This is a genomic window from Sulfurimonas sp. hsl 1-7 (assembly GCF_030577135.1).
Classification (GTDB): domain Bacteria; phylum Campylobacterota; class Campylobacteria; order Campylobacterales; family Sulfurimonadaceae; genus Sulfurimonas; species Sulfurimonas microaerophilus.
In genome coordinates this window covers 422,426-437,507 of sequence record NZ_JAUIRR010000002.1, presented here as the reverse complement: position 1 = coordinate 437,507, position 15,082 = coordinate 422,426, and the positions used below count along the sequence as shown (strand labels likewise).

Genomic DNA, 15,082 nt, shown 5'->3' with positions numbered 1-15,082 from the left:
AAGAGACCCCTTTACTCTCAAATCTTGATATGAAGGAAAACATCGCTTTAATACGGGAAGTACATCACGGTTTAGATTTGCGTTTGGCAGAACAAGAGGCTATAGATATGTTGCAAAAAATAGAGTTGGAAGATATTGCCGACAAACGTCAGCGGGATTGTTCCAATTTGGAGAAGTTCTACGTGATGCTGATCCGCGCAATAATGGCAGATGCCCAGAAAATCATTATCCGTCTTCCTTTTTCCATAATAGACTCGATCGTAGATCCAAATGAACTGATTGATAGTATCAGAAAATTAGGCTCTCAAAAAGAGTTTATATTTTTAGACACTATCGCAAACAAGTCACATTATGATAAGATAAGTGATCAAAAGGTTGTAATAGATGCGTTATGAACATATGAAACTCTCTGTCGGTATTTTTGTTCTCGTACTCGTATTTAGTTTAAGTGGTTTTACCTACTTCTTACTCGATGCAAAAGGGGTTTTTGAAAAGCAGTACCGATACTACTTCGTCACCGAATCCGCAGCAACATTTACTATAGGGATGCCTTTAAAATTTTCGGGATTTGCGATAGGAAACATAGACGATATAGAACTAAAAGATGATGGTAATGTACTTATTCACTTTGCCGTGACAAATGAAAACAGAAAGTGGATCAACCGTTACACTTACCTCATGTTAAAAAAGCCCCTTATCGGTTCTGCACATATCGAAGTATATGCTACAAGCCAAAAAGAGTACTTGGAGGTTGATTCACGTCTGCCTATTGTAATAACGGATGATATTAATGACCTCGTAACAAAGTTTGAGCCGGTTGTTGAAAGACTGCTGCATATTATCGAAAATATCGAGACGATGACGAATGAATTAAGTAAACAAGACTCCTCATTTAACAAAACGATTAAAAACCTTGAGCTTTTCAGTGAAAAACTTGCAAAAAACGATGCACTCTTAACGACTATTACAGGGGATAAAAAAGCGACACAAGCGATGATCGACTCCGTGAACGAGTTAAATCAGATCCTGCAAAATATTAACGGGGCGACAAAAGATCTTAAACATGATATCATCGAGCCTACATCTTTAAGTATTAAAGAATTTTACAATATTTTGAATGATGTGAATAAAAAATTGAAAACGCTTGAACCGCTTGTAGAAAATCTGGGGGAATCGGGAAGCGATATCAAAGTGATGCGTCAAAGTATAAAACATACTATAGAGAAGACCGATGCATTGATGGAGAAGATAGATACCCTTTTACAAGACCAATCCAAAAATGAGGTGGAGTTACCATGATAAAAACGTTCTTGATTGTTTCACTATTGTTATTCACATCTTGTAGTATGGAACCTGCTCCAAACAGTTGGGAGTATAAAAGCAGCTCCTATTTTGAGAGTTACAAAAAAAACTTTCTCTGTGACAAGGAGATTTTGGCACAGGCTGATCTGCAATCTGCACGCTCTTTTGCAAAAAGGGGCGGTGATGTTACACAGCTCGCTTCTATAGAGCTTGGAAAATGTGCACTTAACATTGCAGTGGGGATTAATGATAAGTGTGCAGAGTATCAAGAGATGGAGGAGCTGGTAAGCTGTCCAAGGATAAAAAACTACTACAAAATGCTCCAAAAAGAGTGGGGTGATATAGATCTGGAAATGATTCCCGCTAAATACAAAGAGTTTGTTGCAGTTATGCAAAAAGGGGATTTGACTCAGGCAAATAAAATCGTACAGAAGATAGATGACCCGGTTTCAAAACTCTTAGCTGCTGCTTTGCTCGGGGATGAGGTTTCCAAAGAGACACTGAGTGGTTCTATAGAGACAATGTCGTTTTACGGGTATAAAAAAGGGATTGTGTTTTTACTCAAAAAACTCAGAGATAAAACAGAAGATCCCCAAGCTAAAAGATTGTTAATCAAGAAGCTTGAGTTATTAGAGTAAAAGTTATTGATCTTTTGGTGTTTGGTCCACTAACTGCATATTTTGATCCTGCATATAAGCTTCATGGTATGGACCAACAGGAAGCGAGTATATCAATCTGGAATTTGCCTGACGTGCATATGTAACATAATCTGCAGCAGCACTGTTTACGGCAGTTGCAACAACTTTGATTAAAAGTCCCGCCATACTGCCGCCTGAGTCACCGCCGCCGCTAAGATCAACTCTAACCATTCCCGTGTATCTCCACAACTCCTCTGAAGTTTTTGTAGAGACTATTTTTGCTTCAATAGCTACGGTAAGTGTTGATGCTAAGACCATGTATGAGAGATCCCATTTTGTGATCTTGGTAAAAAGTACTGCATCTGCACCGAAATAGTCGTAAAACTTATTTGCAGGAAGGTTATAGAGAATCTCCGTATCGTATACACCCTCTTGCTTCATAACATCACCCACCATCTCAACAGGGAAAGTGTAATACCCCATCATTGCAAAAGGCATCTCTATCGTGGTCATATAGTAGTCTTTTGCTTCGGCATCGGTACTTATATTCATCGGTGGGAGAATGAGAAGTGAACGGGGTTGTTGTTCATACATTTTAGGAAACTCCGAGCCTTTTGTAACATAGGTCGGTCCCGCTGTACAACCGCTTAAAATAAATGTGAGTGTCAGTAGTGCTATATATAGTGCTGATTTTTTACTTCTCATCTTCTTGCTCCAGTGCCTCTACTTTATTGATCATTTTGTCCATAAAAAATGTCGCTTCTGGATAGATAGTTTTCTCTTTAGTAAAGTTTTCTATCGCCTTTTTGTTTTGTCCCGCTTTAAGATGCAGATATCCTAAGTTTGCATATATCCCCGGCGGTACTCTTTTTGAACGGCTCTCTTTAGCATTCTCTATACAGTATTCTAAAGATTTTTGATACTCTTGGGCACTTTCGGGAGTAGCCTCTTTTTTTAGAGCATAGTAGTTTTCACTATATTCACCGTAGTTGTACAGCGGTGTATGTGTTGAACATCCGCTCATAGCGAGTGTGATAACGGTAAAAGTAAAGATCGAGAGTACTTTAAGGCTTTTCATTATCGTACCTCTATCTCTTTGGCAATACCATCACCTACATATATCTCTCTTTTAATAATAATCTCTCCGTCTTTAGAGATCTCAATAAGGTGTTTCCCCGGTTTTATGGAGTACTGGTTCTCTCTTCCCTCTTTTACTTCAAAAGGTTCACCGTTATCAATCGATACCAAAACATCATCGGTATCTCCACTAAAGTAGAGATACGCCTTTTGTGCCGAAGTTTCCACACCCTGTTTTAAACCGCATCCTGAGAGTAACAAAGTGATCATTATCAATAATGTTGCTAAAGTTTTCATTATTTATCTCCTGCTTGAATATATAAGTTTGAAAAATCTTTGCTTGAAATATACGAAGAGAGGTCACCGTTTATGATCTCTGCCAAAGATACTTCATTTTCAGGTGTATCTCCAAGTGTAGCAACGATAGATACGGATGCCAGTTTTTTCCCTGGAAGTGTTATCATCATGTTTGTTTGAGGATTTTTCACCTGTTTCCCTTTTTTATATACATCAAATATATCACCGATGTTTATGTTCTGGCTTTTTCCTCCCGAAGTTATAAGGTTTCCGTTCTCGTAACCGAGTATGTAGCCTCTCCAAGGTTTGTCAGTCATATTTTCAATGATGTTCGATGTGAGATCGGAGATAGCGGCATCGATAGCGAGATCGTTAAGTTGAGCGTTGTAGCCTGCTTTTCCCCCGATACCCATCACAGTTCCCGCTTCGGCAGATGAGGTTCCTTTCCCCTCTTCAGAGTAGATGATCTGTCCCGTACTGACATCAACGATTCTAATGTGTACTCTTGCAAAAGCCTCTTGCTTTTTAACGCGGCTGAAAATACCGACGTCGCTTACTTCTCTACGTCCAAATTCTGTGATGGAACCGAGTATGAGATAGTCAGCTGCATTGGCAAGCGTTTTTGAGTTTCCTATTTTCAGTTCTTTTTCTATTTTTGCAAGATCGGCACGCTCAAGCATGATAAACTTGCCCGATTCAAAAAGTTTTGCGGAGAGAATATCCATTGCCTGTTTCCCGATCTTGTCGTTATTTTTATCTAGAAAAAAACTTTGACCGTATTTTGTCTCGTTAGTAAATCTTCCGATCGCAACTTTACGTTTTAACCCTTTTGGTTGGGTAGTGTCAACTTGTAAAGACTTACTAACAACTGGTTGAGTGCTCTTAGGTGTTTCATGTGTTTTCGTTTTTTGCATAGTTGCACAACCGCCGAGCAGTAACGATAACCCAAGTGTAAGATAGGTAGTTTTTAACAACATCTATTCCTCCTAAATAATTGAGAATAGATTATTATAACTAAAAACTAAGAGATAACATTTGTTTTAGATCTGTTTTTGAGATGGTGCTTTTACCGTTTCCGAAAAACGGCTTTTTTTTGATTTTGCCGAAGTAGGATGTATCGCCGCCGAGTTGCAGTTCTAGCACCTGTGCCATCGCAGATATAGGGTAACCTGCGTTTGGGCTCTCATGAAGCTTAGCAGTTTTAAGATAGCTGAGATCAAACTTCTTTTGGTATAGCAGTACAATTAAAAGAGCGGTGATTCTTGCAGGTATAAAGTTCGCGATATCGTCAAGACGTGCCGCCACTTTTCCAAACTTCTCATAACGTTCGTTTTTATATCCGATCATAGAGTCCATTGTGTTGATCGCTTTATAGATGATAATTCCCGGAAGTCCGAAAACTATGAGGTAAAACAGCGGTGCAATAACTCCGTCACTAAGGTTTTCCGCGTATGTCTCAATAGCAGCTTTGTAGATATCACTTTCGCTTAGATCTTTAGTATCACGGGAGACTAGCATAGAGACAGCTTTTCTTTTTGCTTCGATAGTCTCTAAAAAGATGATCTCTTTTACGGAGTCTTTTAACATTCTATGGGCTATAAATATCGAAGCGATAACTGCATCGATAATAAAGTGGATATAAAAGTTAAAATGGGCAAGATAAATCTCTAACACATAACTCACGAAACCTATAACACCTAACACACAGAGTACAAGGAAAAAGCCTCTAAGGATTGAATCGCTGTAGAGTTTTTTTTCAAAGAATGTGATGAGATCCCCCATAAGTATTACGGGGTGTTTGATAAAAGTGAATTCCCCGAACCTTTTGTCGATCATGTAGGCAAAGAGGGCGACAAATATATTAGTGATAAAGAGCATCAACAATCCTGTCTAAGTCTATATGTTCCTGTACATGCATTGCAAAGAGATCGATAGACTTGGCTTTGTATTTGTTAAAATTGTACCCTCTATATGTTACATCTATGTTAGTAAAAAGTGCTTTTCTAAAATTGTCATTATCAAAAATACCGTGTATAAAAGTTCCGTAGAGATTTTTTTTACGTTTTGCATTTTTCTTGGCAATGCCGTTGTGGATCTCGTACCCGTTGCCCATCACTCCAAAAAGGTTATAGCACCCCTGTTTTACGATCTTCTCTTTTTGAAAAACAACTTCCCCTTTAAAACGTCCAAAACCTAAGATATTCTCTACCTTCGATTCTACTTGCTGCGGATCGCGTATGTTTTCAAACATCATCTCATAGCCGCCGCAAATAGCAAAGATTTTGCGTTTTTTATCTTGAAAAATTGCTTCAAAACCTCTCTCACGTAACCACATCAGATCATCAACGACCCTTTTTGAACCAGGTACTATAAGGAGATCGTAACTATCTGCCTGTGCAGGATTTGATATGAAATTTAACTCAATTTGGGGATCTACTACAAGGGGTTCAAAGTCCGTAAAGTTACTGATATGCGGCAGGTTTATCACTGCAACTTTTATGATCGCATCTTTTGTATTTTGTTTGTAGTTCATCAGTGAAGCGGAGTCTTCAAAACCGAGATTAAAGGGTCTATATGGAACAACGCCCAGAACAGGGATTTTAAACTCCTCTTCGATGATTCTCACACCCTCGTCAAAAAGGGTAATGTCCCCGCGAAATTTATTTACAATCACACCGACCACGTTTTTACGCAGTTTTTTCGGAAGAAGATTATACACTCCGTAGATCGAAGCAAACACACCGCCGCGCTCAATGTCTGCTACGAGGATAATTTTCGTGTTGAACTCCTGTGCTACGTAGATATTGCTGAGATCTTTATCCATTAAGTTAAGCTCAACGGGACTTCCCGCACCCTCTGCAACAATACACTCATACTCGTTTTTTAAGCGCTTATAGGCCTCTTTTACGATCGGTTTTAGGGTGTCGATGTTTTTATAGTATTCACGCACATTAGTGTTGGAGACACTTTTGCCGTTTATGATCATATGGGCTTTGTTTTTTCCGCCCGATTTTAGCAGGATCGGATTCATTGCAGGAGTAGTCGCAAGCCCTATCGCTTTTGCCGCAAATGCCTGAGGGATAGCAATCTCTCCCGCATCTATGTCTGTAACAACGGAATTGTTTGAGACGTTTTGGGCTTTAAAAGGGGCTACTTTAATTCCCCGCTTGTGCAGCAGATAGGTAAGGGCAAAACTCAGAGTTGATTTGCCTGCATCACTGCTTGTCCCAAGGATACTAAGGGAGTTCATCTGTTTGTACTTCTGAGGTTTTAAGAAGCGTTGCGAGTGCATCTCTGAGCTTTTGGTGTGAAGCTGAATCTTTTACGGCAAAACGCAAAAAGGTGTTATCTAGATAGTCAAAATTAAAACAGCGTCTTACTAAGATTTTTTCCTCAAGAAGATGGTTGAAGATCTCTGCTGCACGTTCTGATTTTGTCAGAAAAAAGTTTGTATCGCTCTCAAACACCTGCTCAAACACACCCGAGTTTTCCAAGATCTCAAACAGTTCGTTTTTTTGTTTTTTGTGAAACTCTTTTGAAGCGGTTTTAAACTCTTCATCACTGAGGCGCTGTTTTAAAAACTCCACATCGAGTGAAGAGATGTTCCAGATACTTGGTTCAAGTTTTTTAATGTTCTTTTTGCTTGAGAATATGGCTCCGATTCTCACTCCCGCACATGCATAAAACTTTGAAAAAGACTGGATGATATAGAGTTTTTTATACGTGTTGATTTTATGACGAATAGATGGAAGGGCTTCAAACTCTAAAAAGCTCTCGTCGATAATGATCGTACACTCTTTTTCGATCCACATAGAAAAAAGTTCTTCAAGCTCTTCATTGTCATAATAGGTCCCATCAGGCGTAGCGGGATTTACAAAGACGACGATCGATTTCTCTAATACTTCATCTTCCATATCTCCGCCTAAACGGCTTACTTTGAAGACAGCTTTTTTTGTTTTTTGGGCAGCTTTTTCATACTCGCTATACAGTGGGGCATAGAGAAAAATTCTTTTTTGCTTGATGCTGCGAAACAGTTCATAGATAGCAGTGGTTGCTCCGTTATATAAAGCTATTTGAGAGGGTTTTACATCGTAGTTTTGTGCAATAATACTTTTTAGTTCTTTATATCTAAAGTCTGCATATTGCGTAATGGTTTTGTTTGTTAGCGTTAGCTCGTTTTCTGCTTCATAACAGTTGATATTGGATGAAAAGTCGATGATCTCATCGGGCTCGCACTCTAAAATTTTTGCGTATTTGTAGATATCTCCGCCGTGGCTCATAGATCAACCCCGTCCCAAAATTCATCAAAGTCTAGGTTGGTCATACTGTTGTCATCTTCAAGATTTTTTTCAACCAGCTTTTTGTGTTGATATTCAAAGTAGCTTTGCAGAGCTTCATTAATCATCTCGGAAGGCTCTTTTTTGAGCAGTTGTGCAAAGTTTTCCAGGTTTTCGTAATTATCTTCTGTAAGTTTTATTTCCATAGTGTAATTTTATCCAAATGTGGGAAATAAAAATGTAAAATAAATTATGAGAAAAGATTTAGAACTAGATAATATTTTTATACCATCCAAAATTCCATCTAAAAAATTGATGATAGTGTTGCACGGCAGAGGGGATTCCTCTGAAGGATTTGAAGGCTTGCCTTCGTTTTTAGAGCTTGAAGATATGAACTATATCCTCTTTGATGCACCGTTTGAGTACTATGGCGGTTTTTCGTGGTATAACCTCCCTCCAAACCAATATCCAGGGATTCAGTACTCATCGGAACTCCTGACAAAATGTCTCGATCTTTTATTTGAAGAGGAGTTTGATCCTACGCAGAGTTACCTCTTCGGTTTTTCGCAAGGCTCGCTTCTTACTTTTGAGTTTGGAGCAAGATATCATAAAGCACTTGCGGGTTATATCGCTATAAGCGGGTATATTTACGATGTAGAAAAGCTTTTAGCTGAGATGAATTCTGATGTGAAACAAGCTAAATGGCTCTGTACACATGGAACATATGATGAAGTACTTCCGTTTGAAGAGAGTAAAAAACAAGTGGAACAACTCATAGATGCCGGATTTGAGGTAGATTTTAGAGCTATAGAGAAAGATCACAGTATCCATAAAGATGAAATAACAATCGTAAAACAACTGTGCGATAAAAATTTATAAAATATTTTATCTACTCTCATTGAGCAAGCAGAGTTTGTGTTTTACTTGATATAGTGCCAAATATAGAACAAGATCCTTAAGGAAGATATATGAAGGTAAAAACACTTGAAGAGCTTTCCAAACTTGCTGATTATTCACTTGTAGATACACTTACACCCGATCCAGACGCTAGAGATGACGGCGCTGATCATTACCCAAGAGAGGTTTTTAGCGGGCACTATGTTCCGGTAAATCCTACCCCTATAGAAAATCCGATTTATATCGCACACAGCAAAAAATTTTTTGAAGAACTTGGTTTTGATGATGCAATGGCAAAGTCAGAAGATTTTATGAAGATGTTTTCGGGTGACAGTTCTGGGCTGCCAGAGTCACTGAAAAAGCAAGGGTGGGCAACGGGTTATGCACTCTCAATTTATGGAACTGAGTACTATGAGCAGTGCCCTTTTAGAACAGGTAACGGTTACGGGGACGGACGAGCCGTATCTATTTTAGAAGCTGTTATAAATGGCAAACGCTGGGAGATGCAGCTCAAAGGGGGCGGGCGTACACCTTACTGCCGAGGAGCTGACGGTCGTGCGGTACTTCGTTCAAGCATTCGTGAATTTTTGGCGCAGGAGCATATGTACGCTTTAGGTGTACCTACATCCAGATCTTTAACTCTTTACACTTCAAAAACCGAAAAAGTAAGACGTCCTTGGTTTCGAGATGGCTCATACTCAAGAGATCCTGAGGTGATGATAGAGGAGGATGTTGCAATTACGACACGTGTCGCACCCTCATTTTTAAGAGTGGGGCAGGTGGAGCTTTTTGGTCGCCGTGCACGTAAAAAAGAGCATACTAGGGCGATGGAAGAACTAGAGCAGATCGTTTTACATGTAATTGAGCGTGAGTATAAAGAGGAGATTGAGGAGAGTCTGCCGCTTGAGAAAAAAGTGGTGTTACTCGCAAAAGCATTTCAAAACCGTCTGACTTCTTTGGTTGCAGATTGGATCCGTGTTGGGTATTGTCAAGGGAATTTTAACAGCGACAATACTGCGGTAGGCGGTTTTACCCTTGATTACGGTCCTTTTGGGTTTATGGATATGTTTGATCCACGCTATCAGCCGTGGACGGGCGGGGGTGCACATTTCTCGTTTTTAAATCAGCCCCAGGCTGCCGAGCGTAACTTTGGGATGTTTATAGCAGCACTTAAGCCTTTATTGGATGCAGATAAGGAATCACAACAACAATTAGAGACGATCGAAAAACAGTTTCCAAGAGTGATGCAGGGTAAAATGATCAAGATGTGGGGAGCAAAACTAGGTTTAGAGCATTTTGATGCTGAGCTGTTTAATGATCTTGTGACATTGATGGTGGAGAGTTCAGTTGACTATACGATCTTTTTTCGTGAACTCTCAAATATTCCTGAAGATATCTCCACTCTCAAAAAAAGTTTTTATGGCGATGCAAACTACAATGAAAAACTTTTAGTGCGATGGATTGAGTGGTTAGAGAGATGGAAAACGTTTATTGATGTAAAAACGGTGCCAGAGCGTGAAAAACTTTCCCAAAAGATGAAAAAAGTCAATCCAAAATATACACTTAGAGAGTGGTTTTTAGTCCCTGCATATCAGGCAGCCCAGAGAGGGGACTATACCCTTGTACACGAACTCCAAGAGGTGATGAACGATCCTTATGCTGAACTCTCAAAAGAGATGGAGGAGAAATACTATAGACTCAAACCTGACGAGTTATTTAGAGTAGCGGGTATTTCGTACGTGAGCTGTTCATCGTGATACTTAGCATAGCTTGAGAAGCTCATTTGCTCTTTGAGTGTTTTTGTTTCGTGTGAGGCGAAGCAGTGCATAAAACTGTGCAGCTGTTTTGATCATTGCTTTGAGCTCTTTTTCTTTTATCTTGTTCGAGCTAAAACGGTTGTAGGTGTTGATGAAGATCTTAAAATCCGAAGGTTTTTGTTTTGGTGAGAAGGATAACAATGCCACGGCAATGTCAAATAAAAACTCTCCGCATCCCCCGTCTATAAAGTCAAAAACTCCTATTTTATTTTGTTCAAAAACTGTATTGTCTGTAAAAATATCTCCGTGGATAAACCCCTCATTTTTTAGTTTATAGTGTTTAAGCGGTTCTAACTTTTTGTAGTGGAGATAGAAATTTTTTTTCAGAAAGTAAAGTTTTTCATCAATGTTGTATGGGGCAAAAAAAGAGTTTGCACAGTGGTGGCTTTTTGTGTGTGAATGGTACTTTGCCATAAAACGGGCAAGTGCTTGGATATGAAAAAGGTGTATGTTTTTTGGGCTTGAGCCTTTCAGGCGTTTAAAAAGGTACCAGCCTTTTTGCTCATCGAGATATAAAGGGACATTAAGACCTGCTTGATGGAGAGTTGTAAGCAGTTGTTTATCTTGCTTGATCTGTTGAGATATATCTCTGTCAAAATATTTTAAAATATAACTCTCTTGTTTGTTTGTTATGATGTAAGTGGTATCTATAACCCCATCAGATGTTGGGTGCAGCTTTGTAAAATTGTACTCAGGAAACAGAGTGTTTAAGGTCGTTAAATCTATATGAGTGTTTACTCCCATTAAAGGATACACTCCTGCATAATCTTTTTCCAGTCGAGGTCAAAATGTTTCTCAACATAACCTCTGTGATGTGGCACAGAACATTTTGAGCAGTCTTGATGGATCTTCTCTCCATACACACCTTGACGCCCGTCTTTTGAGTCGATCGAGCAGAAGCTGTACTGTGTCAGGTTATCAATTTTTTGAATACCCACGTCTTTAAAGCGGAAATTGGGGCAGGCACACAGGTAACAGTTTAATTTCTCCATGTCGTGACATTTACGGTTCTCTTTATAAAGGGGACAAAAATCCTGCTCTTTTTCAACCATATTTTCAAAATCAAAATAATCGATGATCTCCTCTTTAGTTTTCCCCTCGGCAACCAAACGATCAACGATCTCTTTATGCATCTCTGCATGTTCTTCAAACCATGAGCTATATCCCATCTTATCTCCTATATGTTACACACTGTGTAAGTTGTTTTTCTTGTTCCCAGCCGAGTGTTTTTAACTCGCTCTCTTCGTAAAATTTATCGACATAGCCGACACAAAGGTAGGCTATCAGTTTTGCATGTTTCGGAGCTTCAAGTGTTTGGAGTACCTTGTTTTCATCCAAGATACTCACCCAGCCGATCCCGATATTGAGGCTTCTTGCAAGCAGCCACATATTTTGCACGGCACACACTACGCTGTATTCACCCATCTGCTCCATGCTTGTCATACCTAGTACATCTTCACCGCTTGGCTCGTAAAGTACGGCGATGTTTACGGGTGCCTCTTTTATCCCTTCTAACTTTAGTTTTTGGTAGAGTTTGCGTGAGGCAAAGAGCTCTTTAGCTTTTTCATTTTCCCCGTCAAAATTCTCTAAGATCGTATCTTTTGTCTGCTCATCTTCGATCACTATAAACTTCCAGGGTTGTGAATAACCGACCGATGGTGCCAAAAGGGCAGCTTCCAAAATAAGGGAGAGTTTTTCATCCTCCACTTTTTTGTCTATAAAGCGGTTGCCTCGAACATCGCGTCTTGCTTTCATAATCTCCAAAAGTTTTTGAGTGTCGTTTTCGCAAAATTTCATAGAAATCTTCTTTTAACAAGTTCGCCGTTTGGACGCAGCATTATATGCAGATAGGTTCCAAAAACATCACCTTTTTCCCAAGAGCCGATTTGCCCCTCGCCACCTTTAGTTTTAGAGAGAATTTCCGTGCCCTCTTTAGGGTCTATGACATTGGTATAGTGAAACGAATGCCCTTTTGTATGCTCCTCATTGGCGTAATAATACCCCATACGCTGAAACCGCTTATGCAGTGTAAAATCAAGATCTAAAATCCCGCTCATTGCTTTTTCGTCAACCCTATTTCCAAGATACAAAAGCCCTGCACACTCCGCATAGATTTTCTTTGTTTTAGCGTGCTCTATTAGGGAGTTTTTGAAGTTGTTGGAATCTTTTAGATTGGCATAGTTATGCTCCATTTCCACGTAACCGCCCGGGATGTAAACAACATCTGCATCGCTTGGAATCTGCTCATCTTTTGTACCGCTAACAAATACCACATCGCTAAAGAGCTCCTGTAAAAACTGTGCGTTGTCGTGGTAGAGAAACGAGAAGTTCTCATCGTTTACAATTGCTATTTTTCTCTCCACTTTTTCTAATGTTTCAAACGGGTAGTTTGGGGTAGTTTGGGGTGTGAAATTAGATGCGATCTGCTCAAGTTTAGTTAGATCGATATGCTCTAACACCTCGTTTGCGATCGTCTCTATTTTGTTAGTATCTTTTAGATCAAGTCCCAGATGGGTGTCAGCTAAGGTGTTTAGCCCTTTTTTGATCCACCCTAGAACTTCGATCTCATTAAAGTCACTCTCTATTTGCTTTTTAATCAGCTCATAATGGGACTCAGAGGAGAGCTTGTTAAGAACAACACCTTTGATCGTGTTATCCTCCTTATAAGTTGCAAGCCCTTTTAAAACTGCTGAAACCGTGATGTAGCTTGAACTTCCGTCTAAGAGTAAAATAGTAGGAATTTGCAAAAGTTTTGAGAGATCGTAAGCACTGCTCCCTTTATCCATCCCGTCATAAAAGCCCATTACCCCTTCGCAGATTGAGATTGCTTTATTGGAATAGTGGTTAAAAAGCCACTTTAACTGCTCATCATTCATCATAAACCTATCAAGGTTGATCGAAGGGGTTTTGCAGATCGATTCATGAAACTGCGGATCGATAAAGTCAGGCCCTATTTTAAAGGGACGGACTGAGTCTCTAAAATGGTGTAAAAGTGCTGTTGTTAGCACTGTCTTTCCCTGATTTGATGCGATAGCGCTTATACAAAGAGCGCCAAGGGCGCGAGGGCTTTCTGCCGAAGAAAACTCAGCGTTAGCGTAGTCTGAGGGGCTTTGCTCCTTGGACGTATATAAACAATGGTCTTTCAACTTCTTCTCCTTGAGACTAACAGATAGATAAAAAACGGTCCCCCTAAAAACGATGTTATAACACCTATAGGGATATCTGAAGAGGCCCCGAGGTTTCTTGCAATAAGATCACATAAAACCAAAAAGATACCGCTGTAAAAAAATGTCACTCCAAGGAGTTTATCGGCACTTTTTTTGTAGATGATTTTTAAGATATGGGGGACGATCAGACCGACAAACCCGATAGGCCCGACTACACTCACGGTAACACCGATGGCGATAGAGACCACAAGGAGTAAGATCGAGCTTACTTTTTTGACCTCGATTCCCTTTAAAAAAGCGTTATCGTAAGAGGTGAGGAGGATCTGTATCTCTTTTTTGAACTTTAGGGCAATTCCAAGAAGTATAAGTGATGCGATCACAACCGGCAGAGTGCTTTTTAGCCCGACGATATCTAAACTTCCCATAGTAAAACGGACAATTTCATAACTTTGAGTTTCATCACTGAGATAAAAAAGTATCATAAGTGCCGCAGAGTAAAAAAACGACAGTGCAATTCCTACGAGTAAAAGTGTCGATATCTCGTAGTTTTTCAGTCGTGAGGTGATCGCAAATAGGATCACGATTGTCATAATAGCACCAACAAATCCAAAGAGTGCCGCAAAGCTTACAAAACCAAAGACGATCGCAAAAGCGGTTCCGAGTGTAGCACCGCTGGCCACTCCTAACGTAAACGGGGTACTCATAGGATTTCTAAACAGAGATTGGAAGATCAAACCGCTTAGCCCCAGCAGTGCACCGCTAAAAAATGCGATGATAACACGCGGCAGGCGCAGATCGAAAAAGAGCATATGATCAACGGTGCTTAGTTCATTGAGTTTGTCAAAGTGAAGCTCGATCTGTCCGAAAAATGGTGCGAGGGCCAAAACAATTAAAGATAGGAGTATAAATAGCGTTTTCATAGATTCACCATAAAATAGCCTGCAACTGTTTTAAGGCTTGAGCCGAAAATGTTTTGGAGGTTTCCTTCCTCAAAAAAATCTTCATTCTTTCCGAAAAACGTAACAGCTCCATCCTCCATATAGAGGATTTTAAATCCAAGTTTATGCGCAATATTCAAGTCGTGCGTGATGATGATCTTTTGTTGTATATGATCGTTTTGTAAAAAGTGAAAAACCTGTTTGGTTTTTTTCGGATCGAGATTTGCCGTAGGCTCATCAAAGATCGTGATCTTGGCATTGTGTAAAAGCGCGCTGCACAACATTGTGAGTTGCGCTTCTCCGCTACTGAGATTTTTGCAACTTTTTTCCTGCAGATCTTCAAGTGCTAAAAGTTTGAGCGCTTGATCTACATTAAATTCCGAATAGAGACGACTCAGTTCAAGATACTCCCTCATAGAGATATATTCATCGAAAATATCGAGTTTAGCAGGGACGTAGTTAATAAGTTGTGCTCTTTGTTTGGCACTAAGACGAGAGAGCTTTTTAGAGAAAATCTCCACATCTTCAGAGGGGGTGAGTCCGCATAAAACTTTTGCAAGTGTAGATTTTCCTGCACCGTTGGAACCAAGTATAATAAGGTTCTCGCCATCTTCAAGGGAGAAGTTGATATTACGCAGAATATGGTTTGAAAAGCGGTTTACTTTGAGCATC

19 protein-coding genes are annotated in these 15,082 nt (G+C 39.7%); 5 read left to right on the top strand and 14 right to left on the bottom strand.

Going from position 1 to position 15,082, the window contains the following annotated elements; all coding sequences use genetic code 11:
* Window positions 1-29: 29 nt before the first annotated feature.
* The 3 genes from QWY88_RS05950 to QWY88_RS05940 are packed head-to-tail and all read left to right on the top strand — an operon-like array spanning window position 30 to window position 1,940.
* A complete protein-coding gene (locus QWY88_RS05950) occupies window positions 30-395 on the top strand; it encodes a hypothetical protein (RefSeq protein ID WP_304545076.1) in 366 nt (121 codons plus the stop codon).
* Window positions 385-1,299 (top strand): MlaD family protein, encoded by a 915-nt coding sequence (locus QWY88_RS05945; protein ID WP_304545075.1) that lies wholly within the window; start codon window positions 385-387, stop codon window positions 1,297-1,299. The genes QWY88_RS05950 and QWY88_RS05945 overlap by 11 nt, the downstream gene beginning before the upstream one ends.
* A complete protein-coding gene (locus QWY88_RS05940) occupies window positions 1,296-1,940 on the top strand; it encodes a hypothetical protein (RefSeq protein WP_304545073.1) in 645 nt (214 codons plus the stop codon). The genes QWY88_RS05945 and QWY88_RS05940 overlap by 4 nt, the downstream gene beginning before the upstream one ends.
* 3 nt (window positions 1,941-1,943) lie before the next feature.
* Here QWY88_RS05940 and QWY88_RS05935 read toward each other — a convergent pair whose 3' ends face one another.
* From QWY88_RS05935 to QWY88_RS05900, 8 genes are read right to left on the bottom strand one after another with little or no spacing between them, the layout of a single operon-like run.
* Window positions 1,944-2,645: a GNA1162 family protein gene (locus tag QWY88_RS05935; RefSeq protein WP_304545071.1), complete on the bottom strand. Its 702-nt coding sequence runs from the start codon at window positions 2,643-2,645 to the stop codon at window positions 1,944-1,946.
* Complete coding sequence (locus QWY88_RS05930; protein ID WP_304545069.1) at window positions 2,635-3,018, bottom strand: DUF4810 domain-containing protein; 384 nt, start codon at window positions 3,016-3,018, stop codon at window positions 2,635-2,637. Before QWY88_RS05930 ends, QWY88_RS05935 begins: the two co-directional genes overlap by 11 nt.
* Window positions 3,018-3,314 (bottom strand): hypothetical protein, encoded by a 297-nt coding sequence (locus QWY88_RS05925; protein WP_304545067.1) that lies wholly within the window; start codon window positions 3,312-3,314, stop codon window positions 3,018-3,020. The genes QWY88_RS05930 and QWY88_RS05925 overlap by 1 nt, the downstream gene beginning before the upstream one ends.
* Window positions 3,314-4,291: a CsgG/HfaB family protein gene (locus QWY88_RS05920; RefSeq protein WP_304545065.1), complete on the bottom strand. Its 978-nt coding sequence runs from the start codon at window positions 4,289-4,291 to the stop codon at window positions 3,314-3,316. Before QWY88_RS05920 ends, QWY88_RS05925 begins: the two co-directional genes overlap by 1 nt.
* Before the next feature lie 37 nt (window positions 4,292-4,328).
* The gene (gene cbiB / locus QWY88_RS05915) at window positions 4,329-5,192 is read right to left on the bottom strand and encodes an adenosylcobinamide-phosphate synthase CbiB (RefSeq protein ID WP_304545063.1); all 864 of its coding nucleotides are present in this window, start codon (window positions 5,190-5,192) and stop codon (window positions 4,329-4,331) included.
* Window positions 5,176-6,606: a cobyric acid synthase gene (locus tag QWY88_RS05910; RefSeq protein WP_369811214.1), complete on the bottom strand. Its 1,431-nt coding sequence runs from the start codon at window positions 6,604-6,606 to the stop codon at window positions 5,176-5,178. The genes cbiB and QWY88_RS05910 overlap by 17 nt, the downstream gene beginning before the upstream one ends.
* Entirely contained in the window at window positions 6,551-7,594 is a 1,044-nt protein-coding gene (locus QWY88_RS05905; RefSeq protein ID WP_304545060.1) for a pyridoxal phosphate-dependent aminotransferase, read from the bottom strand. Before QWY88_RS05905 ends, QWY88_RS05910 begins: the two co-directional genes overlap by 56 nt.
* On the bottom strand, window positions 7,591-7,797 hold the full coding sequence (locus QWY88_RS05900; RefSeq protein ID WP_304545058.1) for a hypothetical protein: 207 nt from the start codon (window positions 7,795-7,797) through the stop codon (window positions 7,591-7,593). The genes QWY88_RS05905 and QWY88_RS05900 overlap by 4 nt, the downstream gene beginning before the upstream one ends.
* Before the next feature lie 46 nt (window positions 7,798-7,843).
* Here QWY88_RS05900 and QWY88_RS05895 point away from each other — a divergent pair, with 46 nt between their 5' ends.
* Together QWY88_RS05895 and QWY88_RS05890 are read left to right on the top strand one after the other, a co-directional pair.
* Window positions 7,844-8,470 carry an alpha/beta hydrolase gene (locus QWY88_RS05895; protein ID WP_304545056.1) on the top strand — a complete coding sequence of 209 codons (627 nt, stop codon included), beginning with the start codon at window positions 7,844-7,846 and terminating at the stop codon, window positions 8,468-8,470.
* An 89-nt stretch (window positions 8,471-8,559) separates the two neighbouring features.
* Window positions 8,560-10,245 carry a protein adenylyltransferase SelO gene (locus tag QWY88_RS05890; RefSeq protein ID WP_304545053.1) on the top strand — a complete coding sequence of 562 codons (1,686 nt, stop codon included), beginning with the start codon at window positions 8,560-8,562 and terminating at the stop codon, window positions 10,243-10,245.
* Between the two features lie 3 nt (window positions 10,246-10,248).
* Here QWY88_RS05890 and QWY88_RS05885 read toward each other — a convergent pair whose 3' ends face one another.
* The 6 genes from QWY88_RS05885 to QWY88_RS05860 are packed head-to-tail and all read right to left on the bottom strand — an operon-like array spanning window position 10,249 to window position 15,081.
* Complete coding sequence (locus tag QWY88_RS05885; protein ID WP_304545051.1) at window positions 10,249-11,049, bottom strand: phosphotransferase; 801 nt, start codon at window positions 11,047-11,049, stop codon at window positions 10,249-10,251.
* Window positions 11,049-11,474: a cytochrome c-type biogenesis protein gene (locus tag QWY88_RS05880; RefSeq protein ID WP_304545049.1), complete on the bottom strand. Its 426-nt coding sequence runs from the start codon at window positions 11,472-11,474 to the stop codon at window positions 11,049-11,051. The genes QWY88_RS05885 and QWY88_RS05880 overlap by 1 nt, the downstream gene beginning before the upstream one ends.
* Before the next feature lies 1 nt (window position 11,475).
* Window positions 11,476-12,102, bottom strand: coding sequence for a 5,6-dimethylbenzimidazole synthase (bluB, locus tag QWY88_RS05875; RefSeq protein ID WP_304545047.1), 627 nt, complete (start codon window positions 12,100-12,102; stop codon window positions 11,476-11,478).
* Complete coding sequence (locus tag QWY88_RS05870; RefSeq protein ID WP_304545045.1) at window positions 12,099-13,451, bottom strand: cobyrinic acid a,c-diamide synthase CobB; 1,353 nt, start codon at window positions 13,449-13,451, stop codon at window positions 12,099-12,101. Before QWY88_RS05870 ends, bluB begins: the two co-directional genes overlap by 4 nt.
* Entirely contained in the window at window positions 13,448-14,392 is a 945-nt protein-coding gene (locus tag QWY88_RS05865) for a FecCD family ABC transporter permease (protein ID WP_304545043.1), read from the bottom strand. Before QWY88_RS05865 ends, QWY88_RS05870 begins: the two co-directional genes overlap by 4 nt.
* Complete coding sequence (locus QWY88_RS05860) at window positions 14,389-15,081, bottom strand: ABC transporter ATP-binding protein (protein ID WP_193114712.1); 693 nt, start codon at window positions 15,079-15,081, stop codon at window positions 14,389-14,391. The genes QWY88_RS05865 and QWY88_RS05860 overlap by 4 nt, the downstream gene beginning before the upstream one ends.
* Window position 15,082 lies beyond the last annotated feature (1 nt).